The sequence below is a fragment of the Winogradskyella sp. PE311 genome, assembly GCF_046545555.1.
In the GTDB taxonomy this organism is placed as follows: Bacteria; Bacteroidota; Bacteroidia; order Flavobacteriales; family Flavobacteriaceae; genus Winogradskyella.
Genome location: NZ_JBHZTH010000006.1, coordinates 55162 through 75529 on the forward strand (window position 1 = coordinate 55162; position 20368 = coordinate 75529).

Consider the following 20368-nt stretch of genomic DNA (forward strand, 5'->3'; position numbering starts at 1 on the left):
ACTTTTTGTTTTTGTATGCTAAATGAAGTCAGTTTAGCTCAAAAAAATTCTATGGATATGCCAATTTATAATTGGAGTGACTCAATTATTGGTCAGCAAAACTCTGGTTTATTTAATGGTTTTGTATATGTTGAGAAACACAAAATGATTAATGACAGACATAAGTTTTTTAAGGATTTTAATTTTAGCGTAGGAAAAGTTATATATGATAATAAGCCTTTTGATAAGATTTTATTGAAGTATAATATTTATGAAGATCAATTAATTTTAAAACATTCTTTTGCACCGAACGATCCTACTGTTTTAATTGATAAGAAACGTATTGTTGAATTTAGTCTTTTGGATCATCATTTTGTGAATTTAAATATTGAGATTGAGAAAGGTAAATCTATAGCAGGCTTTTTTGAACGTTTGATAAATATAAATGAGTTACAGGTTCTAAAAAAATATCAAAAGCGTATTAGAAATAGAACAAACGAAAAAATTCAGTACCAGGAGTTTACAGATGATAATCAATATTATGTTAAAGTCGATGAAACTTATGTGCCCATTAAGAACCCTAAAAAATTATCAAAACAGTTTTCGAGTTATAAGGAGATAATAAATTCGATTCTTTTAGATGATGAGGCTATCAATAAGAGTAGTTATGAGGAGTATTTAATAAAAGTTTTTACAGCAATTGCCAAGAATAAAAAATCAGTGAATACTAAATCATGAGGTTGAAACTAATTTTATTTTCATTTATAGTGCTAATCTCTTCAATGGCTATATCTCAAGATAAAACTGAAAAGTTCTCTTTTGATTTTAATAATCTTCCTTTAAAAGTTGTATTAAATGAGATTGAATCTGCTTCAAAATATAAATTCTTCTTTTCAGAAACTTGGTTGAATGAAATCAATATTACAAAATCATATAGCAATCAGCCTATAGATGAAATTTTAATAGACCTCTTTAATAATACATTGCTCAACTATTATATTTTACCGAGTAATCAGATTATTCTAACTCAAAACAGTATTATTTATGATGAGCTACCAGGAAATTATTTTGGTGCAGACCAAACAATTTCCGATAGTAAAGTAGTTCAGGACACAGTTGCCGAAACTGCGCCAATTTTTATAAATAGGAATGAACAATCAGTTCAGAAAACTAAAACGGTAAGAATAGGCAAAGAGCGCAAAGGATTTACTAAAAGCCGTTACAAATTGTCTGGAGTGATTACAGATGTAGATACAGGTAAACCTATTTCTAATTTGGCTTTAGTAGTAAAATCTAAAAATTTAGGAACGGTCACAGCATCTAATGGTTCGTATGAGATTTATTTACCTGCTGGTGTTAATCTTTTAGAAACAAGTGGACTTGGCACCGAGAAAAGACAAACACGTATTATTATTTATGAAGATGGTACATTTAATCTTAATTTAAGAAGTCAATTTGAAGCATTGAGCGAGGTTGTTTTACAATCTCAAGGAGTTAAAAATGTTGAAGACACTAATGTAGGAAGGACCCAAATAAGTACTGAAGATTCGAAAAATATTCCTCTAGTTTTAGGAGAACGCGACGTACTTAAGGTAGCTACATTACAACCAGGTATTACCACGGCTGGTGAAGGTGCTACGGGTTTCAATGTGAGAGGTGGTAAAACCGATCAGAATTTGATACTATTAGAAGACGGAGTTATTTATAACCCATCACACTTCTTTGGTATTTTTCAGGCATTAAATCCTTTGGTAGTCAGCAACGTAAATATTTATAAGGGAAACATCCCTGCTGAATTTGGAGGACGTATATCTTCTGTTTTTGATATTGAGACAAAAGATGCTGATAAAAATAAATTTGGGGCCGATATTTCAGTTGGTCCTGTCACTGCAAATGTTGTTGTCGAAACACCAATAATAAAAGAAAAATCTGGTCTGTTAATAGGTGCCAGAGGCACCTATTCTGATTGGGTGTTAAATGCACTTAATGAGGCGGATTTAGAAAATAGCCAGGCCTCATTTTATGATTTCGTTGTAAAATACAATCATAAAATAAATGATAAAAATGAAGTACAAGCACTGGGTTATTATAGCAAAGATAATTTTAGTATTACTTCAGATTCATTATTTGGATATAGCAATAGATTAGTTTCATTAAAATGGCAACATCAATTTAATGATAAAAATGATGCCACCCTGATTTTAAGTAATAGTCAGTATAAGTTCAATATTGATTATGAGAATACCATCAATGATGACTTTGTACAAAGTTTTCAAATAGATGAGACTGCATTAAAATTAAAATTAGATTATGCCTTAAATAAAGCTCATGCTATTTCTTATGGTTTGTCTGGAAAACTCTACGGAATATTTCCAGGGAGGATTGAACCACAAGGCCAAAATAACCAAATAACACCTGTAAATCTTTCTAAGGAACAAGGAGTAGAGGGTGGCGTATTTATTTCAGACGTGTATAAAGTTAATGATAAATTACTTTTAGATTTTGGATTACGGTTTTCCTTTTTTGCAGCATTAGGGGAAGCAGAAAAAAGAGTATATGCAGAAGGAACTCCGCGCTCTGAAAGTACTGTAATTGATACTGTAAGGTATGCTAAGAATGAAATTATTAAAACTTATGGTGGACCAGAATTTAGATTAGCAGCAAGATATTTGCTGTCTGAGGATTTATCTATAAAAGCGAGTGCAAACAATACGTTTCAATATATCCATACCTTATCTAATAATACGACTGTTTCTCCTATAGATATATGGAAGTTGTCAGATAATTTTATTGAGCCACAACAAGCAACTCAAGTATCTTTGGGTTTATACAAGAACCTTAATATCAACGCCTACGAACTCAGTTTAGAGGGATTTTATAAATGGCAAAAAAATACCTTAGATTTTAAAACAGGTGCTGATATTCAATTAAACGAAGCTGTTGAGACTGAAGTTTTACAAGGCTCTGGTAGAGCATATGGTGTAGAGCTTTTATTAAAAAAGAATCTTGGCGATTTAACAGGATGGCTTGGATATACTTATTCTAGATCATTTTTTAAATTAGATAGTCAGTTTTTAGAAGAACGTGTTAACGATGGTCAGTTTTTCCCATCTAATTACGATAAGCCTCATGATGTTAGTTTGGTTCTTAATTATAAGTTATCGCAACGTATAAGTATATCGAGTAATTTTTTATATCAAACAGGTCGACCAGTTACCTTTCCAACTGGAAATTTCCAATTTAATGGCGGTGAGTTTGTTCAATATAGTGATAGAAATCAATTTAGAATACCAGATTATTACAGACTCGATCTAGGCTTTAATTTTGAAGGTAATCATAAGAAAAATAAGTTGGCACATAGTTACTGGAGTTTATCGGTTTATAATGCTTTAGGTAGAAACAATCCATATTCGGTATTTTTTGTAAACGAAGATGGTGACATAAAAGCGTTGCAAAGTTCAATCTTTAATATACCTGTACCTTCAATAACATATAATATTAGTTTTTAAAATGAAAAGGATTAATAACGTATTTATATCAATTAATAACTACCTATTCGGTATAGTTATGATTTTTGGTATTTTAATATGCAATCAATCTTGCATAGAGCCTTATGAAGGTGCGGTAGACAGTTTTGAAGATGTTTTAGTTATAAACGCTATTGTAACGAATGAACTAAAACGACAAGAAATTTATCTAACCAGATCATATAGATTTGAAGATGAAGAACCACCTTTAGAAACTGGCGCAACAGTTAGTATTAGAACTGATGATGGTTTTGATTTTGGTTTTGAAGAAACGGAGCCTGGTGTCTATAAGTCGATACAAGCGTTTGCAGCTCAATTGGATAAGGCATATACACTTCATATTATGACCGAGTCTGGAAGGGAGTATGCATCAAGACCTATGGAACTTCCTGTAGCTAGCACAAGTATTGATGATATGGCTGCAAACAGAATAATAAATGATGATGGTGAGGAAGGTATTTCAATTGATATTAATAGTTTTGACCCAACAGGATCTTCAAAGTATTACAGACACGATTTTATTGAGACCTTTAAAATTATTGCACCTTTATGGAGTCCCTTCGATGCTGTTTTTGAAATTGAAGGTCTAAATGAATATTCGATACCAGTTATTCTTAGGGAGCAAGAAGAACGTACCTGTTATGGTACAAACAAATCTACAGCCATAAATGTATTTAGTACACTTGCACTCGCAGAAGATAGACTTCAAAATTACAGTGTTAGATTTATAAATAGGGATGATTATATACTCACTTATCGCTATAGTATTTTAGTAAGACAATATGTACAGTCACCAGAGACCTTTGCTTATTATGATATTTTAAAAGGTCTAACGCAATCTTCTACAACAGTTTTTTCTGAGGATCAGCCAGGCTTTTTAGCAGGTAATGTGACGTCGGTAACTAATCCTAATGAAAATGTAGCTGGCTTTTTTGAAGTTTCGACAGTTGCAGAAGAACGATTGTTCTTCAGTTGGGATGATTTTTTTCCTGGTGAAGACTTACCTCCGCATATTATTCAATGCCTATTTCAAAAACCATCCTCATCTGGTACTATTGGAACTCGTAATTTGGTCAATATAATTAGAGAAAATAAGATGAGGTTTTATGATTTTAATACAAATCCACAACCTGGAGAAGGAGAATATATTATGGTTTTACCAGAGTGTGGAGATTGTACAACTTTAGGAAGTAACATAATACCAGATTTTTGGATTGAATAGTAGATTGATTAAATATTGCCTGTTTTTAATAGCCTTATTGGTCTGTAATTCAGCTATTGGGCAAAAAGTCGATGCTGATGATTTAGCTCCAAATGAATCTATTTATATCGATATTAATGCATCACTTATCTTTACGGGTGAGTATTTATACTATTCTTTATATTGTTTTGATACGACTGCTAAAAACTTCAGTCAATTAAGTCAGATGGCTTATGTAGAGCTTGTAGGTAAAAATGGAACGCGTGTTTTTAAACATAAAATAAAACTTGAAAAGGGGAGAGGATATTCCGATTATTTTTTGCCTGTAGATGTACAATCCGGAAATTATAAATTAATCGCCTATACAAATTGGATGCGTAATGCTGACCGAAGTCTTTTGGGTGTCGCAGATATTAGTATTATAAATCCGTATCAAGCTAATATTAAAAGTCGGAGCATTCCTAGTACTCAAAAAACGGAAGTTAGTAATGATTCAATCACGGCATTAATAAATGAGAACAATAATTCAGTTATAGATTTAAAATTTAATAATCAAGATTTTAAGAAAAGAGAAAAAGTGATTATGCAACTCAGATCTTTTTCTCAATCAATTAAGGATCTGTCTGGTACGTATTCAGTTAGTGTTAAAAGAAAAACAGGTATTCCATCACCAGATCGCATCAAGTCTGTTGATTATTTTAATGCTATGCAGGTGTCGACAACAGAACTGACTATTTTAAATTCGGATGCAAAACTACCAGAGTTAAGAGGAGAATTGTTTAAGGGTAAAATCACCTCTAATGATAACGCTTCAGTAAAACAACTCAAAGTTGCCATATCGATAGGTGAAGAAAATAAAATACTTAGAATCGCTGAAGTAAATTCGAAGGGCTTCTTTTATTTTTATATCGATGGCTATTATTATTCTAAAGAAGTATACATGCAAGTATTAAATGCAAATACGGATGATTACAAGATTGAACTTATACCTAAAACAAATCTTAATATATCTGAATTTGAATTTGAAGTCTTAAACTTACAACCAGAATGGAAGCAAAATATAATAGATCAAAGCGTATATAATCAAATTGAAAGTGCCTATTTTGAATTTAGATCTGATTCACTGTTTTTGTCTTCTTCAAAGAACTTTTTTAAAAACCGTGAGTTTGTAGCCTATAATTTAGATGACTATACTAGATTTAAGACTATAAAGGAAACCGTCAAAGAGTTTATAAAGACTACATCAATAAGAAAAGATGATGAAGACGGAGAAGTTTTTGAAGTTCAAGGCTATGAATTTGACACAAAATCTGGGATTAAACCACTTGTAATATTAGATGGTATTATGATTGATAATCATAGTTTAATTATGGATTATGATGCTACTGCAATCTCTGAAATAAAGGTGTATAGAGATCAATTTGTGATTGATCTAGAGGTTTTTCAAGGGGCTATTATTATAAGTTCTAAAGATGAATTAGATAGTAATTTATTCATTGAAAATAGTGGTTTACAAAAAGTAGAAGTCTTAAAACCCGAGATAAAAAAGAACTATTACAAACAGCAATACACTGAAAAAAATAAGGACTCAAGATTACCAGATTATAGACAGCAATTATTGTGGATTCCTAATTTAGAAATGTCTAAAGAAACTCGAAAAGAAATTATTTTTTATACCTCTGATGTTAGTGGTACTTATGAAGTAAAGTTGGAAGGAATGTCTACCAATGGAATACCAGTATCAATAAAAAAATATTTTAAAGTCAATTAAAAACCAATCGTCCAACCTTCGGCCCAAAATGGTAAAGTATTTCTATTACCAGAACCATTTGTAATTCCTTGTGAATAGAATGAAGCAGATCCTGTGTAATTTGTTTCCATAAAGTTTGGTGTGGGATTATCAAATTCAATATTATTTATAACTAAGTTACCATCATCAACCATTATCGATTCAAAATTAGTATCTATATTAATTCCTAATCCTACCTGTGCAATGTATATATTATTTAATTCAAAATTTCCTCCACCATCAGTATAAAAAAGTCCACTATTAGAAAAAGTATCAATTATCGAAACATTTTCAATAATAACATTAGACATTGGTTCTGCAGTAAAGTCTAAAGCGTTATTTCCCATGTATATTCCAACATTTGTTTGGTTAGATAAAAACCATGATGTTCCAGAACCATTCCAACCTCCCGAAGCTTTTACACCAAACTGATTAACATTTAATGAGACTAGATTAGTAGCTGTTATATTGCCACCAAAAATTTCAAAACCATTTCCTAAACTTTCATAGGCTTGTATATTTTGAATGTCTGTAAATGAGCCTACACCATAGAATGTTAAGGCATTAAATCGAAATTCATTTCTAAAAAGCGCACCTGTATATTCTAATCTTAAATATCGAATATTACCCGAGGATGTACCAGTATTTGTGCCGCCATAAAAGATATCTCCAAGATCAGATCTTGCATTTATTCCATTATTAGTTGGTGCTTGTCCACATATTATTACTCCGCCCCAATCTCCGGGTTGTGGGTTATCACTATCTGAAGTAATTACTACAGGAGCATTGGCGTTACCTAGTACAAATAATTTTCCGCCTTGTGCAACGGCAATATAGGCGTCACTATTTGGCACCGCTTTTATAACAGTTCCTGCTTCGATTTCTAATTCGGCACCATCTCTAACAATGTACGGACCCGTTAATTTATATTCAATATCAGCACTCAAAATACGACGTGTTACTAAAAAGCCTTCTAAAGCATTTTCGTCAAGACAATTTGCAAAACAAATACCACCACAATCAATACCATTCTCGTCTCCATTTCTAATACCATCATCGCAAGTGATGACTTGTTCTACAATTTTGTCATCGTCGGAGCACGATACTGTTACGAGTAATAATGTAAATACAAGTATTTGTTTAAACATCGATTTTAGCATATTTACAATGATTAACTATGTATGCTACAAGTTAATCAATTAATTTTTTTTATCAGATTTTGTAGCACTTATTATATAGTAACCAAAACTCTTCATATGTAGACCGGTTAGTAATGCATAGAATGAACCTTTTAAGTTATGTAGACTTTCTCGTTTTAGTGTTTTAAAACTTAAAAGTTTTTTTAGAATAAATCCTGTTATTGCAAATGGCACATGTAATACGGAAGGAGCAACTCTAAATGACGCATCTTCAATTTTAATGTTATTAAATTCGAGTTCTTCTAGCTTTTTCTTAATAAATGTATGTGTTTCAAGTTTCTCTAAACTCCAATGGTTACAGAGTTTATTGTAAGAATATTTTCCACCTTTACAGAGTTCGCTTTCTTCTTTTTTTAGAAATGCATCAGCGATAACTAATCGTCCACCAGGTTTTAAAATACGGTGTGCTTCTTTTAATGAGTTTGCATCATGACCAGAATGGCAAAAACTTTCAATAGCCACTGCAGAGTCAAAAGAATTAGACTGAAAAGAGGTATTATTATAGTTTTCTTTTAGAATAATACCATTCTTGCCTTTGAGTAACTCATTGCCTTGTTGTACCTGAAAACCAGATAAAGTCACTCCATAAGCAATCACATTTTTATATAGCTTTAATGCATGTCGCATTGTGCCTCCCATGCCACAACCTAAGTCGATTAACCTATTTTTTGTCGTTCCAATGTTTAGTCGCTTAATGACCTGGGTGTTCATTTCATTAAGCATGGAATCTCTTTTGAATGGGTTTGTTTTTAAAGGAATAAAATAACCAAAATGCATGTTGTAATCATTACTCCAAAATTCATAATCTTCTGTAGCCTCATTATAGAAGTCTACCATTTCTATTTTATTTTGTTCTGAATAGTCGTTTAATGTTATTGTTTGTGTTTTCATGATTTCGATTTTAGAAATTAATGCTAATATTAGAAATGAGTAACCAAGTATAGACTACTGCAAAGAGTGTAAAAAGGAAATTCATAAAATAACTTCCAATTTTAAAAATGGTCTTTTGTGGTATCTGATACATTGGGTAGTAAGCAATTTGAGTTGCAACTTTACCAACCCAATACATGGCAATTAATCCAGTTAGTGCTATTGCTAAATTTGACCCATTTTTTATATCGTTAGGTATTAGAATAGCAATAAGTCCGAACGAAAAATTTAGCCCTTGTATATATCTGCCATATGTTTTTGCGATTTCCTGATTTAAAGGCTTTAGCTGTTTCACATCATTGTACCAATCAAAAACTTTGTGTCTGATATATGGATAAATAAGTGCTGTGAAAATTTGGCCAATTCCTCCTAGAATGATGAGCCAATTTGGAATTTGTGTTTTCATGATTGTTTAATTTTATAAGTGATATATAAATGAAATAATCCTAAAATTAACGAGATGTAAATCCAGTGAAATAGAATTTCAAGTGCATCAAAGTAATTTTTCTTGAGATAGTTTAAGAATATGATTGTTGCAATTAGTATAATTACATAGGTTAGAAATAGGCGCTTAATCAATATATTTAATTTATTAAACTCATATACAATACGAAGACTAAGGCTTATTTGAACTATTCCCAAAACTGGTAATGCAATAATTCCTCCCCAAAAAGTAATAAGAAGTAGGACAGTTAATAATACACACCAACTATTTATTTGATACATTATTTTTAATATTTTAAACTTTCAGAAAATATTGAAAGTATAGTTTAAAAAATATATAAGCTATTTAATTAGCTTAAATACACTTTTCGTTAACCAATTTTGTTTTTGATTTACCAGCTTATTCATTAATGTGTCTAAGTCATCAGTTAAATCTTTTAAAGCTTTGGTTTGTTTAATTAATTCCTTGGTTTTTAGCGTGCCATCATCTTTAATAGAAGAGACTTCGTCTAATACTTTAATAACGGGTTTAATTTCTCTTCTACTTCGCTCTTTAGCAACGATTCTAGCCAATTCTTGTACATCTTTTTCCGTTGTAAAGAATTCCTTACGCTCACCAGAAATAAGAACTTTAGTTACAATTCCCCAATCCATAAGCTGCCTTAAATTCATGCTCGTGTTTCCACGCGATATTTTAAGTTCTCCCATTATGTCTTCCATTGACAATGGTTTGGTAGAAATAAAAAGAAGTGCTTGTATTTGTGCCATGGCTTTATTAATGCCCCAAAGTGAGCCTAAACTTCCCCAAGTACTAATAAATTTTTCTTTTGCTTCTTGATATTCCATATAGCAAATATACAATAAATTTTAAACTTTCAATAAATATTGAAAGTTTATTTAAAATTAAAAGAGAACAAAGTTTAGGTTCTCCTTTAATTGATTTATTTCAAGAGACCAGCACGTCGTAGCAAAGCTTCAGGTTTTGGTTCTTGCCCTCTAAATTTTTTATATAAAGTCATAGGGTTTTCTGTACCACCTTGTGATAATACAAATGCTTTAAACTTATCAGCAACTGTTTTATTAAATATCCCTTCTTCTTTAAAGTATTCAAAAGCATCAGCATCTAAAACTTCTGCCCATTTATAACTGTAATAACCAGAAGAATAACCGCCCTGAAAAATATGAGCAAATGCGGTACTCATACAGTTTTCAGCAATATCAGGATATAAACTAGTTTTACCGAAAGCCTTAATTTCTTGTTGCTTTACAGATTTAATCGTCTCTGGCGACTCGCCAGCGTGCCACGACATATCGAGTAATCCAAAACTTAGTTGGCGTAAGGTTTGCATTCCTTCATGAAAGGTTGACGATGCTTTTATTTTTGCAATGAGTTCCATTGGAATAATTTCACCAGTTTCATAATGTTTAGCGAAGAGTTTTAAGGTTTCTTCTTCATAACACCAATTTTCTAAAATCTGACTTGGTAATTCTACAAAATCCCAAAATACACTAGTACCAGATAAACTAGGATAGGTTGTATTAGCGAGCATACCGTGTAAGGCATGTCCAAACTCATGGAATAGAGTAGTTACTTCATTAAAAGTTAGCAATGAAGGTTTACTTTTTGTTGGTTTAGTAAAGTTGCAAACTATTGAAACATGTGGACGATGATTATGTCCATCTTTTATCATTTGCGGTTTATAAGATGTCATCCAAGCTCCATTTCGTTTACCAGCTCTTGGGAAAAAGTCGGCATAGAAAATAGAAACCAATTCTCCAGCTGCATCTGTAACTTTATAAGTTAGTACATCTTTATGGTATTTGTCTATTGTATCTATTTCTTCAAATTCTAAACCAAATAATTTATTAGCCACTGTAAATGAACCATTGATAACATTCTCTAACTTAAAATAAGGTTTTAATTGCTCATCATCTAAACTAAATAATTTTTGCTTTAGCTTTTCTGAGTAATAACCAGAATCCCATTTCTGCAGTTGGTCTATGCCATCTAAATCTTTAGCAAATGCTTCTAAATTTTTAAATTCTTCTTCAGCAGCAGGTTTGGCCTTTTCTAACAATTCATTTAAAAAAGAAATGACATTTTCAGGAGTTTGCGCCATGCGTTCTTCCAAAACAAAATCCGCATGTGTTTTATAACCTAATAACTGTGCACGCTCAAATCGCAGTTTAGCAATTTTAAGTACAATATCTTGGTTGTCTAACTCATCATTTTTAAATCCTTTACTTCCGAACGCTTTAGATAATTTTTCGCGTAGCATTCTATTATCAGCATAGGTCATAAATGGAATATAACTTGGATAATCTAATGTGATTAACCATCCATTTTTACCTTTAGCTTCAGCGAGTTGTTTAGCTGCTTCTTTAGCTCCTTCTGGCAAACCCGATACATCAGAAGCATTTGTTAGGTGCATTTCAAATTTGTTGGTTTCGGCTAAAAGATGTTCGCCAAACGTAAGTTTTAATTGGCTCGATTCTTTATCAATTGCTCTAAGCTGCGTCTTTTTCTCTTCCGATAAATTAGCACCATTTCTAGAAAAACCTTTATATTTTTTGTCTAAAAGTGTTTCTTGCTCCGTTGTGAGATCTAACTTAGTTTTAGACTCATAAACACTTTTAACTCTCTTAAATAAATCTTCATTAAGCGTTACATCATTACTAAAATCTGAAAGTAAAGGAGATACCTCTTGCGCAATTTTTTGAATAGCATCATTTGTTTCAGCTGAGTTTAAATTGAAAAAAACACTAGATAAACGATCTAACTCTTCACCCGAAAAATCTAGAGCCTCAATAGTATTTTCAAAAGTTGGAGGTTCATTATTGTTTACTATCGAATCAATTTCTGATTTAGCTTTAGCTATAGCTATTTTAAAAGCGGGTAAATAGTCCGATGTTTTTATTTCTGAAAAAGGGGCAGTGTTGTATGGTGTATTGAAAGATTTATTAAGTATTGTCATTTTTGATCGTATAATTTTTCTTACGTAATATATTGATAATCTGAATTTTAACTAATTTTTAAGATGTGTTTAAATTTTTCCAGAACAATGATTTGCTATCTTTGTACATTATTTTGAAGTATAAAATTATACCTCTAAAGGATTGGTTAATAGCAAAAAGCCTTAACGAAAGTTGAGGCTTTTTAAAGGTTTTTTGCTGAATCTATAACTTTAACTTTCAATCCTTCTTTGTAGACAATTATTTTGTCTAGAACACATTGGTCTCCGCTACCTAAAATTTGAGCAGCTAAAATACCAGCATTTTTTGCTCCATTTAAGGCAACCGTAGCAACCGGTACTCCACCTGGCATTTGCAAAATTGACAAAACAGAATCCCAACCATCAATAGAGTTTGATGATTTAACAGGTACTCCGATAACAGGCAGTGGAGATAAAGACGCAACCATACCTGGTAAATGTGCAGCACCACCAGCACCAGCAACTATAACTTTTATACCTCTCTTATGTGCATTTTTACCATAATCAAATAATTTGTCTGGTGTACGATGTGCTGAAACAATATCAACTTCTACTTCAATATCAAACCCTTTTAAAACATCTATTGCGTCTTGCATTACTGGCAAATCGCTTTTACTTCCCATTATTACACCTACTTTACTCATAATTTATTCACTAATGACTTCAATTGTCTGTTTTACTTTTTCTGCAACTTTGCGAGCTATATCTATATCTTCATTCACTATCGTAACGTGTCCCATTTTTCTAAAAGGTCGTGTTTGCTTCTTTCCGTAAATGTGTGGTGTCACTCCATCCATTGCTAAGATGTCTTCAATATTTCTATAAAGTACATTACCTGTATGGCCCTCTGAACCTACTAAGTTAACCATAACTCCTGCTACTTTACTTTCAGTGTTGCCTAAAGGTAAGTTTAAAACACATCTCAGGTGTTGTTCAAATTGCGAAGTATAACTCCCTTCTATGCTATAATGCCCAGAATTATGAGGTCTTGGTGCAACTTCATTAACTATGATTTCATCATTTTCTGTCTGAAACATCTCAACAGCTAATAAACCAACATGTTTAAAAGCTTCTGCTGTTTTTAAAGCAACTAACTCTGCTTTCTGTGCAATGTTATCGGGTATTCTAGCAGGGCAAATGACATATTCAACTTGGTTAGCTTCAGGATGAAACTCCATCTCAACTACAGGATAGGTTTTTAAATCTCCATTTGTATTTCTGGCTACTATAACAGCCAACTCATTTTTAAAAGGTATCAAGTCTTCTGTGATGCATTCTACGTTTGGTAGGTGTTGTAAATCAGATGCCTCTCTAACAACCTTTACACCCATTCCATCATATCCAAATCGTGTACTTTTCCAAACAAAAGGATAACTTAAGCCTCCATTATCTACAGCTTCATCAATTTCGGAGGTATAAGCAAACCTCACAAAATCGGCTGTGGGAATGTCATTATCGCGATAAAATAATTTTTGAGTCCCTTTATTCTGAATTGTTCTTAACGTTTTTGAGGATGGAAACACTTTTACTCCTTCATCCTCCAGCTTTTCAAGAGCATCTACATTTACATTCTCTATTTCAATAGTAAGCACATCTACTTTTTTTCCAAAGGCAACGACTGTATCGTAGTCTAATAAATCACCTACCATAAACTCATCACATGCTAAACGAGATGGTGCGTCTTTACTAGGGTCTAAAACACAGGTGTATACATCAAACTTACGTGTATCATAAAGTATCATTTTGCCTAATTGACCACCACCAAGAATACCAAGTTTAAAATTAGAAGAAAAATAGTTCATCGAATTTAGTTGTTTCCTCAAAAAAGAGAATCGCGTTTTTAAGATTAAATTATCTGCTTTTGTCTTACAAAAATAATGTAATTCTGATACAAAGTGCCAAAATCATAAACCAAAAATCGTCTAGCGATAATCATTTGATTATCTTTGCATTTCTAAAATATTAAGATGGCAATTAAGCTGCACGATTTATACTTTAAACCTTTTATTTCAGAACAAGAAATACAAGCTACTGTGCAAAATATGGTAGAGCGTATTGCAAAGGATTTAGGCGATGAAACACCGGTCTTTGTTGGTATTTTGAATGGTTCTTTTATGTTGGTTAGTGATTTTGTTAAAAGATATCCTAAGCCGTGCGAAGTTACTTTTATTAAACTAGCTTCTTATGAAGGTGTTAAATCTACAGAAGATATTCAGCGCTTAATTGGTTTAACTCAAGACTTAACTGGCAGAACAGTTGTTATTTTAGAGGATATTATAGATTCAGGCAATACGCTAGAAGAAGTGCATCGTATTTTTAAAAATGAGAATGTAAAACAATTGATTATTGCTACTTTGTTTTATAAACCTGAGGCTTATAGTAAAGATTTTAAACTTCATTATGTTGGTATGGAGATTCCTAATAAATTCATAGTAGGCTATGGGTTAGATTATGATGGTTTGGGAAGAGATTTACCAGATGTATATCAATTAAAAACTACGCAACACATGACAAATATTGTCCTATTTGGACCTCCTGGAGCAGGAAAAGGAACACAAGCGAACTTCTTAAAAGAAAAATATGATCTTGTTCATATTTCTACTGGTGATGTCTTTAGATATAACATAAAAAATGAAACTGCTTTAGGTATGTTGGCCAAGTCCTATATGGATAAGGGCGAATTGGTGCCAGACCAAGTAACGATTGATATGTTAAATAAAGAGGTTGAGAAAAATGCAGATGCCAATGGATTTATTTTCGATGGTTTTCCTAGGACAAATGCTCAGGCTAAGGCATTAAATGAGCTAATGACGAGTAAGGATTCTCAAATTAATGCTATGGTTGCCTTAGAAGTAGACGATGAGGTATTAGTTGAGCGTTTATTAAAGCGTGGTGAAACTAGTGGAAGGTCTGATGATGCAGATGAGAGTATAATTAGAAACCGAATTAAAGAATACTACACGAAAACTGCAATTTTAAAAGATTACTATTCTGATCAAAATAAGTATTTTGGTGTAGATGGAGTAGGTAGTATTGATGATATAACAATTCGTTTAAGTACGGTTATAGATAAGTTGTAATGGATTTCGTAACTCCAGGATATGCATTGGTAATATGGTTGATTTTTATCCTATTTGCTTTGTTGTTACCTGTTCTCGCTTTAGTAAGTATATTGAAAAATAAATTTAGAGATAACGACAAACTCATTTGGATTTTGGTCGTTTTATTTCTACCAATTTTAGGATCAATTTTATATTTTATAATAGGACGATCTAAGCGTCTTAAAATTATAAATTAATCGCAATCTAAAAACTATTAAATCCATAAGATGACTGAAGGAAATTTTGTCGATTACGTAAAAATGCATGTATCTTCGGGTAACGGCGGTAAAGGCTCATCGCATTTACATCGCGAAAAATATATACAAAAAGGTGGCCCTGATGGTGGTGATGGTGGTCGCGGAGGTCATGTTATTCTTCGTGGTAATTCTAATCTTTGGACGTTAATTCACTTAAAATTTAAACGTCATATTAGAGCAGGGCATGGAGAACATGGTAGTTCTGGTAGAAGTACAGGCGGAGATGGTGTAGATGAATACCTAGATGTGCCTTTAGGAACTGTAGTCAGAGATACAGAGACCAACGAAATTCTTTTTGAGATTACGGAAGAAGGTGAAGAGAGAATTGTTGCTGAAGGTGGTATGGGAGGACGAGGAAATTGGCACTTTAAAAGTTCAACTAATCAAACACCAAGATATGCACAGCCTGGTATTCCTTTAGAGGAACGCTATATTACTTTAGAATTAAAAATTTTAGCAGATGTAGGTTTGGTAGGTTTTCCAAATGCAGGAAAATCAACGCTTCTATCTGTATTAACATCAGCAAAACCTAAAATTGCAGATTATGAATTTACGACACTAAAACCAAATTTAGGTATCGTAGAATATCGCGATTATAAGTCGTTTGTAATGGCCGATATACCTGGTATTATTGAAGGTGCGGCAGAAGGTAAAGGATTAGGCTATTACTTTTTAAGACATATAGAACGTAATTCTATCTTACTATTTTTAATTCCGGCAGACGCTAAAGATATCGTTGAGCAGTACGAAATTTTGGTAGACGAATTAAGACGTTATAATCCAGAGATGTTGGATAAGGAGCGTTTTGTCGTTGTTTCAAAGTCAGATATGTTAGATGATGAATTAAAGTCTGAAATGTCTACGATTTTAGATAAGGATTTAGATTCTAACTACCTTTTTATTTCCTCTGTAGCACAACAAGGACTTACAGAGTTAAAAGATAAGCTATGGAAAATGCTAAATGATTAATAGTAATCATTATTATGAAATACTATTTAAAAAATTTAGTTGAAGCAAATAAATCAAAACAGAGTAGACGTTTTGCGTTATTTATTCAGTTTTTAATTATTCTTTCGGTAATTACATTCTCTATTGAAACTTTGCCAGATTTAAAACCACAGACTAGAGTAGTTTTAAATTCTATTGAAGCTTTTTGTGTACTCATATTTACTTTTGAGTATTTGGCAAGAATATATGTAGCAGATAATAAGCTAAGATTTATTTTTAGTTTTTTCGGAATTATAGATTTTCTAGCAATTCTTCCTTTCTATTTGACATTTGGAATCGACTTACGATCACTTCGTTTATTAAGAATGTTTAGATTATTTAGACTTTTTAAATTGGTGCGTTATAATAAAGCAATGAAGCATTTTGCAAGTGCTATGATGGTCGCAAAGGAGCAAATAATATTGTTTATGATTATTACTCTAATGCTCATTTATTTTGCTGCAGTTGGTATTTATTACTTTGAAAACGAGGCGCAACCAGAATATTTTTCTTCAATATTTGATAGTCTTTGGTGGTCTATCGTTACCTTAACTACAGTAGGTTATGGAGATGTCTACCCAATAACTGTAGGTGGTAGAATATTTACATTTTTCATATTATTAATCGGTTTAGGAATTGTAGCTATTCCAACTGGCATTATTTCTTCGTCTTTAACTAAAGCTATAGAACCTCACTCCGAGGATGAATAGTTAAAGTTTTAAAAGCATATTATATTTTTAATACCTTTAAAATAAAAACTATGCGTATCTCCAAATATTTACTAATACTATTTATGTTGTCTTCTTGCGGCGCAATTGTTAATTACGATTATGAGAAATCAACTGATTTTAGCCAATACAAATCGTATAATTATTTTGATGATATGAAAACTGGGTTAAGTCAGCTCGATAATAAAAGACTCATGCGAGCAATTGACACAAAATTAGAAACAATGGGTTTAACCCGATCTGAAAATCCAGATTTTTTTATTGACATTCAAAGCCAAGATATTCAAAACCAAAACAATTCTAATGTTGGAGTTGGAGTTGGTGGAGGCGGAGGCGGAGGCTTTGGAGGAGTATCAGTAGGTATTCCTTTAGGTGGTAATCAGTCTACAAGAGAAATTGTAATTGACTTTGTGGACAAAAAGCAAAATGAGCGTCTTTTTTGGCAAGCTGTTAGTGAGAGTAAGTATAGTCCCAACGCAAAACCAGAAAAGCGTGAGGCTGTATTTGTAAAATTAATTGAAAATATTTTTTCAGAATATCCACCAAAAAAATAAGTTAATTCACTGTTAATCTTGAGTTTTGATAGATTGATTGGTTTATTTTCGATAAACTAAACAATCAATCTAATGAAATTAAGAATTAACAATCTCCTTAAGAGAACTCGCCATTCTGTGCTTAAAAATCAGATTCAAATAATAGTGTTTGTTCTATTATTATCTACTCCAAGTTTATTTAGCCAAGTTGAAATAAAAGCACCACAAGGGTATTCTAACGATATAGGAAATATGATTTCAATGCTCGATAATTTAAAAGGCCGTGTAGAGCAATATGTTAGAGGTATAGATCAGGAAGCAACTGATTTTCTTTTAGACGGAAATGCAAACCGTCCTGGTGCAATAATATATCATCTTGCTGCCACAGAGGCCTACTATCAAGTCTATACATTTGAAGGGAGAGGCTTTAATGCTGCTGAAAAAGCGAAGTGGGAGACTGCTCTCAATCTTGGTGATAAAGCACGGATAGAACTTAAAGGTAAGCCAATTAAATATTATATGGATATTTATGATGAGGTAAGAGCAAAAACAAAGCAATTATTAAAAACTAAAGACGATGTATGGTTTAAATCTAAGATTAACAATATGAGTATGCATTGGGCTTGGTTTCATGTTATGGAACACCAAGCAAATCATATGGGTCAATTAGCTTTTATTTCAAAGCGGATGAATTAATTTATTAAAGAAAAACTACACCAATCAATCTTCAATTTATGAAAAAAGTAAGTCTATTATTTATTCTGCTCATTGGCAGTTTATTATCATGTAATCAGGTAACAAAAGAGATCTCTAGAGAATGGGTTTCTGTTAGCCAGAATTTGGAGTTTAAAACAGATACGACTAAAAAATTTAAGGTCGTCGCTTCTGCTAAGGTTGAAACAGAAGATAAAGATGCTTGGGCCGGAATTTGGGCACGCGTCGATAATACTGATAAAACAACAGGTTTTTTTGATAATATGGGCAATAGACCTATTAAGTCTAGTATTTGGAATTCTTATGTCATTGAAGGAAGTCTAGATTCAAAGTCGGAGCGTCTTAATTTTGGGATGATTAGTTTTAATAATGGTAAATTCTATTTTGATAAATTCGAACTTTACATAGAAGATGATAATGGGGTTTACCAACAGATAGAAATTGACAATGCTAGTTTTGAAAGTGAAGTTATTGATAACAAGATTCCTGATTGGAATAATGGTGTCTCTAAAGGAGAAACTTATAAAGTAAAAGAATTTAGTTTTACTACCAATGAGGATAGTACAGATGGTAACTATTCTTTATTAATTGAGGGTAATGGTATTAAAAAGAGCGTCGCCGCTGCAGAGAATGCTTTTCCTAATGCAGGAATGTGGATATTTTTAGTATTCTTATTGGTACTTGTGTTTTCATTTCTAACCAATATTTCATTATCTAGTGAAGAGAAATGGTCAGTTTTAAGACGCATTGGGTTTAGGTTTTCTTTTATTTATTTTATACTTATTATCCTTTTTCAAAACAATGGTGCCTTTCCATTTTGGGATAAAATATTTGCCTATCCTACGGAGTGGTTTAAACAGCTTATTACTTGGTTGGGTTCTAACTTTTATGGTTTAGCAGGCGAAGTTTCCTCTAAAATTACAGGCAGTGGTGATACCTTATTTGACTTTTTAGTAATATTTACAGCATGTATTATTGCGCTTATAGGATGTGTTGTTTGGTCTATTATAGACAGAAAACAAAGAGATTATGATAAAATGTATTATTGGCTTACTGTTGGTATTCGCTATTACGTCGGTTTAATGCTTATTAGTTATGGAATGGTTAAGGTGATTCAGTTGCAATTCTCTTCACCAGGTTTTTATAGAATGATGAGTACTTACGGAGAATCTTCACCAATGGGATTAGCTTGGACTTTTTTAGGCTTTTCTAAAGGATATAATATGTTTATGGGTATAGCCGAGATATTAGCAGGCTTATTACTCTTTAGACGAACAATGACATTTGGCGCCATTATTACTTTGATGACAGCAATGAATGTTATGGCTGTAAACTATTTTTATGATGTACCTGTAAAAATATTATCCACACATTTAGTGTTAATGACTCTGTTTTTATTGTTTAAGGACATAAAAAGATTATTAGCATTTTTCTTTACTAAGGTGAGCACATCAATTGACATATTAACACGACCAATTAAAAATAAAGGTATAAATATAGCCCTAACAAGTATTAAAGGACTTCTGCTTGGTTATGTGTTTATTTATGGATTTATAACTACACTAGATTCTGAAAAAATGTATGGATCAAAAGCACCTAAACCAGATTTATACGGTGTTTATGAAGTTACTAATTTTGTAATTAATGGTGATACAATTACTAGTTACAAAGACCAAAGACTTTGGAAAAATATAGTGGTGCAAAGAGAAGGTTCTTTACAAATTAAGAAATTTAATAATTCGAAGGCTTACTTTGGTATCACGCAAGATAGTCTCAATAATAAATTGACCATGTCAAGTTGGAGTAATGATAACAATAACTTCGAATTAAACTACACAAAAGTGGATAGTACTGGATTAGACTTTAATTTTATAAATAAAGGTGATACTATTTATGGTTCATCAATAAAACTGAAAGAAGAAGATTTTTTACTAACCAATAGAGGTTTTCATTGGATTAGTGAGTATCCTTACAATAGATAAAATT

General features: G+C 32.0%; 18 protein-coding genes. 11 read left to right on the top strand and 7 right to left on the bottom strand.

Annotated elements, in window-relative coordinates; genetic code table 11:
- Positions 1-15 precede the first annotated feature (15 nt).
- Genes ACFWU4_RS15230 through ACFWU4_RS15245 form a run of 4 tightly spaced genes read left to right on the top strand, consistent with a single transcriptional unit; the run spans position 16 to position 6478 of the window.
- Positions 16-717 carry a hypothetical protein gene (locus ACFWU4_RS15230; protein ID WP_411129424.1) on the top strand — a complete coding sequence of 234 codons (702 nt, stop codon included), beginning with the start codon at positions 16-18 and terminating at the stop codon, positions 715-717.
- Positions 714-3488: a carboxypeptidase-like regulatory domain-containing protein gene (locus tag ACFWU4_RS15235; RefSeq protein ID WP_411129425.1), complete on the top strand. Its 2775-nt coding sequence runs from the start codon at positions 714-716 to the stop codon at positions 3486-3488. Before ACFWU4_RS15230 ends, ACFWU4_RS15235 begins: the two co-directional genes overlap by 4 nt.
- Before the next feature lies 1 nt (position 3489).
- On the top strand, positions 3490-4728 hold the full coding sequence (locus ACFWU4_RS15240) for a DUF4249 domain-containing protein (RefSeq protein WP_411129427.1): 1239 nt from the start codon (positions 3490-3492) through the stop codon (positions 4726-4728).
- Entirely contained in the window at positions 4721-6478 is a 1758-nt protein-coding gene (locus tag ACFWU4_RS15245; protein WP_411129428.1) for a hypothetical protein, read from the top strand. Before ACFWU4_RS15240 ends, ACFWU4_RS15245 begins: the two co-directional genes overlap by 8 nt.
- On the opposite strand, the gene ACFWU4_RS15250 is transcribed toward ACFWU4_RS15245, so the two are convergent.
- The 7 genes from ACFWU4_RS15250 to ACFWU4_RS15280 all read right to left on the bottom strand — a co-directional run bounded on the left by ACFWU4_RS15250 (position 6475) and on the right by ACFWU4_RS15280 (position 13864).
- The gene (locus tag ACFWU4_RS15250; protein ID WP_411129430.1) at positions 6475-7644 is read right to left on the bottom strand and encodes a hypothetical protein; all 1170 of its coding nucleotides are present in this window, start codon (positions 7642-7644) and stop codon (positions 6475-6477) included. The two genes, ACFWU4_RS15245 and ACFWU4_RS15250, sit on opposite strands and share 4 nt — an antisense overlap.
- A gap of 51 nt (positions 7645-7695) precedes the next feature.
- Positions 7696-8586, bottom strand: coding sequence for an SAM-dependent methyltransferase (locus ACFWU4_RS15255; RefSeq protein ID WP_411129431.1), 891 nt, complete (start codon positions 8584-8586; stop codon positions 7696-7698).
- A 10-nt stretch (positions 8587-8596) separates the two neighbouring features.
- Positions 8597-9031: a hypothetical protein gene (locus tag ACFWU4_RS15260; protein WP_411129432.1), complete on the bottom strand. Its 435-nt coding sequence runs from the start codon at positions 9029-9031 to the stop codon at positions 8597-8599.
- A gap of 380 nt (positions 9032-9411) precedes the next feature.
- Positions 9412-9915 carry a GbsR/MarR family transcriptional regulator gene (locus ACFWU4_RS15265; protein ID WP_411129434.1) on the bottom strand — a complete coding sequence of 168 codons (504 nt, stop codon included), beginning with the start codon at positions 9913-9915 and terminating at the stop codon, positions 9412-9414.
- A gap of 95 nt (positions 9916-10010) precedes the next feature.
- Complete coding sequence (locus tag ACFWU4_RS15270; RefSeq protein ID WP_411129436.1) at positions 10011-12044, bottom strand: M3 family metallopeptidase; 2034 nt, start codon at positions 12042-12044, stop codon at positions 10011-10013.
- Between the two features lie 182 nt (positions 12045-12226).
- Complete coding sequence (gene purE, locus ACFWU4_RS15275) at positions 12227-12706, bottom strand: 5-(carboxyamino)imidazole ribonucleotide mutase (protein WP_411129438.1); 480 nt, start codon at positions 12704-12706, stop codon at positions 12227-12229.
- Positions 12707-12709: 3 nt separating this feature from the next.
- Entirely contained in the window at positions 12710-13864 is a 1155-nt protein-coding gene (locus tag ACFWU4_RS15280; protein ID WP_411129440.1) for a 5-(carboxyamino)imidazole ribonucleotide synthase, read from the bottom strand.
- Between the two features lie 165 nt (positions 13865-14029).
- Between ACFWU4_RS15280 and ACFWU4_RS15285 the strand changes: the two genes are divergently transcribed.
- From ACFWU4_RS15285 to ACFWU4_RS15315, 7 genes are all read left to right on the top strand, one after another.
- The gene (locus tag ACFWU4_RS15285) at positions 14030-15142 is read left to right on the top strand and encodes an adenylate kinase (RefSeq protein WP_411129442.1); all 1113 of its coding nucleotides are present in this window, start codon (positions 14030-14032) and stop codon (positions 15140-15142) included.
- Entirely contained in the window at positions 15142-15360 is a 219-nt protein-coding gene (locus tag ACFWU4_RS15290; protein ID WP_411129444.1) for a PLDc N-terminal domain-containing protein, read from the top strand. The genes ACFWU4_RS15285 and ACFWU4_RS15290 overlap by 1 nt, the downstream gene beginning before the upstream one ends.
- A gap of 30 nt (positions 15361-15390) precedes the next feature.
- Positions 15391-16389 carry a GTPase ObgE gene (obgE, locus tag ACFWU4_RS15295; protein WP_411129446.1) on the top strand — a complete coding sequence of 333 codons (999 nt, stop codon included), beginning with the start codon at positions 15391-15393 and terminating at the stop codon, positions 16387-16389.
- 14 nt (positions 16390-16403) lie between these two features.
- The gene (locus ACFWU4_RS15300; RefSeq protein ID WP_411129448.1) at positions 16404-17117 is read left to right on the top strand and encodes an ion transporter; all 714 of its coding nucleotides are present in this window, start codon (positions 16404-16406) and stop codon (positions 17115-17117) included.
- A 50-nt stretch (positions 17118-17167) separates the two neighbouring features.
- Positions 17168-17689: a DUF4136 domain-containing protein gene (locus ACFWU4_RS15305; protein ID WP_411129450.1), complete on the top strand. Its 522-nt coding sequence runs from the start codon at positions 17168-17170 to the stop codon at positions 17687-17689.
- Positions 17690-17761: 72 nt separating this feature from the next.
- Entirely contained in the window at positions 17762-18364 is a 603-nt protein-coding gene (locus ACFWU4_RS15310) for a DUF664 domain-containing protein (protein WP_411129452.1), read from the top strand.
- A 38-nt stretch (positions 18365-18402) separates the two neighbouring features.
- Complete coding sequence (locus tag ACFWU4_RS15315; protein WP_411129454.1) at positions 18403-20364, top strand: hypothetical protein; 1962 nt, start codon at positions 18403-18405, stop codon at positions 20362-20364.
- Positions 20365-20368 lie beyond the last annotated feature (4 nt).